This window comes from Allobosea sp. (assembly GCF_030695125.1).
GTDB lineage: Bacteria > Pseudomonadota > Alphaproteobacteria > Rhizobiales > Beijerinckiaceae > Allobosea.
The window spans coordinates 1-2349 of sequence record NZ_JAUYTP010000054.1; the positions used below are offsets into that span (position 1 = coordinate 1).

The 2349-nt window shown below is 67.4% G+C and carries 2 protein-coding genes; both read left to right on the forward strand.

The window, feature by feature from the left end; translation table 11 throughout:
* Window positions 1–814, forward strand: an 814-nt coding sequence (locus Q8S38_RS17645) for a methyl-accepting chemotaxis protein (RefSeq protein WP_305681689.1), incomplete at its 5' end; no start/stop codon positions are given.
* A gap of 74 nt (window positions 815–888) precedes the next feature.
* A partial coding sequence (locus tag Q8S38_RS17650) for a HAMP domain-containing protein (RefSeq protein WP_305681690.1) occupies window positions 889–2349 on the forward strand: 1461 nt, incomplete at its 3' end.

Sequence of the window (2349 nt, forward strand, 5' to 3'; positions counted from 1 at the left end):
CGAGCAGGCCTCGTCCACCGAGGAGGCCTCGTCCTCGATGGAGGAGATGGCGGCCAACGTGAAGCAGAACGCCGAGAATGCGGCGACCACCGAGAAGATGGCCGGCCAGTCGGCCAAGGATGCGGAAGCCTCCGGCATCGCTGTCGGCAAGGCGGTCGATGCGATGCAGACCATCGCCCAGAAGATCAACATCGTGCAGGAGATCGCTCGCCAGACCGACCTTCTGGCGCTGAACGCGGCGGTGGAAGCGGCGCGTGCCGGCGAGCACGGCAAGGGCTTCGCGGTGGTGGCCTCCGAGGTGCGCAAGCTCGCCGAGCGCAGCCAGGCGGCCGCCGCCGAGATCGGCACGCTCTCGGTCGATACGGTGAAGGTCGCGCAGGAAGCCGGCGCGATGCTGGCCAAGCTCGTGCCCGACATCAAGAAGACCGCCGAGCTGGTCGAGGAGATCACCGCCGCCTGCCGCGAGCAGGATGTCGGTTCCAGCCAGATCAACCAGGCGATCCAGCAGCTCGACAAGGTGACGCAGCAGAACGCAGCGGCGTCCGAGGAGGTCTCCGCCACCTCCGAGGAACTCGCCGCCCAGGCCGAGCAGCTCCAGTCCACCATCGCCTTCTTCAAGACGGATGATCACGTCGCCGCCACAGACCGGGTCGTCGGCCAGCTCCGGGCCAAGGCCAAGCAGATGAAGGCCGTCGCCACGCCCCGCAAGGCGGCAGCGCTGGCCCGCTCCACCAAGGGTTCGAAGGGCGGCTTCGACTTTGACCTCGATGACGCGGGCGACGAGCGAGACGCCACCTTCAGCCGGGCCTCCTGACCATGGCGGCCGTCATCCCGGGATGACGGCCGCTACCTCCCCTCAAGAATTCCTCTAGCAGTACGAGTCCTGTCATGCGTTTGACCATCAAAGCCAAACTGGCCGGCGCCTTCGGCGTCGTCATCGCCCTGTCGACGGTGGCAGGCGGCCTCGCCTACTGGAAGCTCGGCGCACTGGCCGAAGCCCAGACCGAGATCATCCAGCAGTCCAAGCGGGTCGAAGCGCTCGACGAACTCAACAACCACATGTTGCTCGAGATCCGGGCCGAGAAGAACACGCTGCTCTCGAAGACCGACCAGGACGTCGCGCGGTTCATCGCGGAGAACGCGACGCTGCGGGCCGAAACCGACAAGGCGCACACCGAGCTTCATCATCTCGCCAGCCCGGCCGGCCGCAAGCTGCTCGATGAGGCCCATGCCAAGCGCAAGGCCTATGTCGAGGCCCAGTCGCGCGCTCTGGCCTATGCCAAGCTGAACTCCGCCAACCGCGCTGCCGCGCTCTGGGACAGCGAGACACAGCCCCTGATTTCGGCCGTCACCGCGACGACCAACCCCGTCATCGCCGCCGCTACCGGCGCCACGGCCTCGCCCGAGATGCTGCGGGCCGGCATCGGGCTGTTCAACGCGCGCCTCGAATGGCTGCGCCTCTCCCGCCTCGTCTCGGTCATGCTCTCGGGCACGACGGTCGAGGAGATCGAGCGCGACCACAAGCAGATCGAGAGCCAGTCCGCGGTGGTTCGGCAGGTGCTCGCCAAGGGCGCCGCGCCCCTCCAGGACTTCGGCATTGCGACCGGGCCGATGCTCAGCGCCTTCGACAACGCGATCGACTCGATCCTTCGCGTCGCGAAGATCGCCGCCGAGGCCGGCCCGATCAAGGCCACGACGCTGTCCACCACGGAGGTCCGCACCGCCGCCGTGCAGGCCATGGAGGCCTACAGCGCCTACAGCAAGATGATCGACGCCCAGATGGCCGAGATCAGCAAGGCGGCGCAGGACGAAGCGGCCTTCTTCAAGAACCTTCTTCTGGCGATCGTCATCGGCACCTTCCTGATCGCGCTCGCCGCCGCCACCTGGATCGCGCTCAGCATCAGCCGCGGCCTCGCCAGCGCCGTCGGTCTCGCCAATGCGGTCGCCATCGGCGATCTCAGCCACACCATCACGGTCAAGAGCAATGACGAGATCGGCGATCTCGTGGCCTCGCTCAACACCATGACGGCCAACCTCAACGCCACCGCCGCCGTCGCAGACGCGATCGCCAGCGGCGACCTGACGGTCGCCGCCAAGCCGCTCTCCGACAAGGACACGCTCGGCATTGCGCTGGAAAACATGGTGGTCAAGCTGCGGGAGGTGGTGGCCCAGGTCAGCGGCGCCGCGGAGAACATGTCGGCGGGTTCGCAGGAGCTCTCGGCCAGCGCCGAGCAGCTCTCGCAGGGCTCGACCGAGCAGGCCTCGTCCACCGAGGAGGCCTCGTCCTCGATGGAGGAGATGGCGGCCAACGTGAAGCAGAACGCCGAGAATGCGGCGACCACCGAGAAG